This window comes from Pricia sp. (assembly GCF_041745955.1).
Classification (GTDB): domain Bacteria; phylum Bacteroidota; class Bacteroidia; order Flavobacteriales; family Flavobacteriaceae; genus Pricia.
Window position 1 is genome coordinate 1 of record NZ_JBGTHY010000367.1, and the last position, 2,702, is coordinate 2,702.

General features: G+C 49.6%; 2 protein-coding genes. Both read right to left on the bottom strand.

From position 1 onward, the window contains the following. On the bottom strand, positions 1-2,001 hold a 2,001-nt coding region (locus ACEW8S_RS13605; protein ID WP_373518689.1), incomplete at its 3' end, for a xanthine dehydrogenase family protein molybdopterin-binding subunit. A gap of 24 nt (positions 2,002-2,025) precedes the next feature. Beyond that, positions 2,026-2,676 (bottom strand): 2Fe-2S iron-sulfur cluster-binding protein, encoded by a 651-nt coding sequence (locus tag ACEW8S_RS13610; RefSeq protein ID WP_373518690.1) that lies wholly within the window; start codon positions 2,674-2,676, stop codon positions 2,026-2,028. Positions 2,677-2,702 lie beyond the last annotated feature (26 nt).

Sequence of the window (2,702 nt, forward strand, 5' to 3'; positions counted from 1 at the left end):
GCGACCGCAGCTATGTACCGCAACGATACGGTCCACCCTTACAAAACCGGTTTCCGTATCCACCGAAACTTCGGCCATCTGCACCGAACCCAAATCTGAAAAGGCTACCGACTTACCGACCTGAAAACCCCCGTAATCATCCTCACGGCTTGCCGTGACCGTAATTTGAGAGGTTCGCATCTCCGAAAGGGCATCCTTGAATGAGATTTTTTTACTGGTATCTGTTTTGGATTGGATGATGCCGTCTACAAGTTCCAGATCTTCCGGCTCGACTTCCATCTGCATGCCCACCTGTCGAAAAAGTTCATTTTTTGCCTTGTAAGCGGCGTTTCTTGCAGCCGGTGTGATGGAGGAAGTCACTTTACTACCGCCCGAAGCCGGACCGTCGGGAAAATAGGTATCCCCGATATGAACCCCTATGTCCTCTGGTTCGAGTCCCAATTCTTCCGCGACTACCTGTGCCAATATCGTTCGTGTTCCGGTTCCTATATCCTGTACCCCTGAACGAATTTCCACAGTTCCATCCTTGTGCAGGCGGACTTCAGCCGTAGAATCGATATCGACCAAACGGGGCCAGGTGGCCTGCGCCATTCCCATACCTTTTTTGATACTTTCCGTGGAACTTACCTTGGGTTTTCTATTGGACCATCCAAATTTTTCAATGGCTATTTTTCGTTCCTGTTTCCGAACCTCGCTCTTATCGATAATGTCCCGATAAGCGGCCGGATCCATATCCAACTTTTCGGCGAGTTCATCTATAAGTTGTTCCAGCGCAAAGGCGCCCTGCGGATTACCGGGTGCGCGCCAAGCCGCCCCGGGACCGGCATTGGTGAATACGTCATACTGTTCCGAAAGAAAATTGGGGCAGGGATACAGACCCTGTGCAATGCGTCCCACTCCGGCACCAAGTCCCACCCCGGCCGTTCCATAGGATTCCTGTTTTATGGCAGTAAGGGTGCCATCTTTCTTGGCACCTATACGCATTTCATTATAACTGTTGGGCCTATTGCCCACACATAAATGTTCCCCTTTGCGGGTCATCATGGTCTTGACCGGTCGGCCCGTTTTTTTGGATAGGTTGCCCGCGATAACGCCAAAGTTGCCAGCGCCATATTTCGCCCCGAAGCCACCACCCATAAATTGGCAGATGACCCGGACCTTACTTTCCGGCATATCAAAAATCGTGGCAAATTCGTTCCTAACACTTTTGGTGGACTGCGTGGATGCGTAGATGGTCATCATATCGGGTTTCCAATCTACCACACAACCGTGCGGCTCAAGCGCACTATGGGTCTGTACTTGGGTGCGGAAGGTGCCCTCGACGATTACATCGGCCTCGGAAAAGCCTTTTTCAATATTGCCCTTAGGCCCCCCGTAAAAACTTTCCGTAGCAGGTCCCCTCACGTTGCCCACTAGTTTTAATCCTTCTGCCGCTCCGCCGCCACCGCCGGTTTCCTCCTGCCCTACCGAACCCGTGAACACCAAGGGAGCATCCGGTTTTCGGGCTGCATCCAAATCGATCACAAAAGGTTCCGTCTCATAATCCACCTTGATAAGGCCTACCGCTTTTTGCGCCACTTGGTCGTTTTCGGCGGCCACACCGGCTATCGGCTGTCCCGCATATTTTATCTCCGGAAAACTTTTATTTTTATCCCCTTCCTTGGATTCGGCTCCTCCCAATACATTTTTAAGAACATGGACCCCACGTACCCCAGGGTATTTCTCCGCGGCCGAGGTGTCAATGGATCTGATTTTTGCTTTCGGTACAGGTGCATATAAAATGGCCCCGTACAACATTCCCGGTAGTTTAACATCCGCAGTATATTTTGCCTCGCCGGTAACCTTAAGAATCGCATCAATGCGTTTTGTACTCTTCCCTACATGTTTCAATTTATCATTAATGGGCCATGCAGGCGGCTCGGTAACGGGCACTTCCCTTTCTATTTCTGTAAGGTTGACTCCCGGTATGCCGTAAGGAAATTTTTCTTTTCGTGTTTTCATTTTGGATACAATATTAAGGGAGTATTAGACATTTTTGCTAGCGGTCATGGCTGCCTTGAAGACATGCGGATAGGTACCGCATCGGCATAAATTGCCACGTACGGCTTTTTTGATTTCCAAATCGGATGGTTTGGGATTGCCATTTAACAGCGCAACGCAACTTATGACCATTCCCGGGGTGCAATATCCGCACATGGATGCATCCTCTTCAATAAAAGCCTCCTGTACCGGATGAAGTTTTGTGCCGTCGGCAATGCCTTCTATGGTAGTGATTTCCTTGCCTTCCGATTCAATGGCCAAGGTCAGGCATGAACATACCGGTTTCCCATCGACCATTACCGTACATCCCGAGCATGCACCACGACCACAGACCAATTTGGTGCCCGTAAGTTCCAATCTATCGCGCAGTACATCAACAAGGGTTTCATCGGGTCTTGAGAGCACATGTATAGGTCGTCCGTTGATGTTTAATTTAAGTGGAATTTCGTCAGGTCCCTGCATTTTCAGGCTATCGTCCGCACTATTGGCGAATAGACCGTTCGAGACCACCATCGCACCGGCGGTAGCAAGGCCTGAACCCCGTAAAAAACCACGTCTGGACATCCCCTTATTTCCTTCGGGAAGGTTTTCTTCCAGATAGTCGGTAAGGTTCTTTTCTTTTTTTTCTTTTGCCATTGTATTGAAGATTTTCCCTATTTAAT

Coding starts and splice junctions, on each gene's coding strand:
- ACEW8S_RS13610 (WP_373518690.1), bottom strand. CDS start 2,676: ATGGCAAAAGAAAAAAAAGAAAAGAACCTTACCGACTATCTGGAAGAA.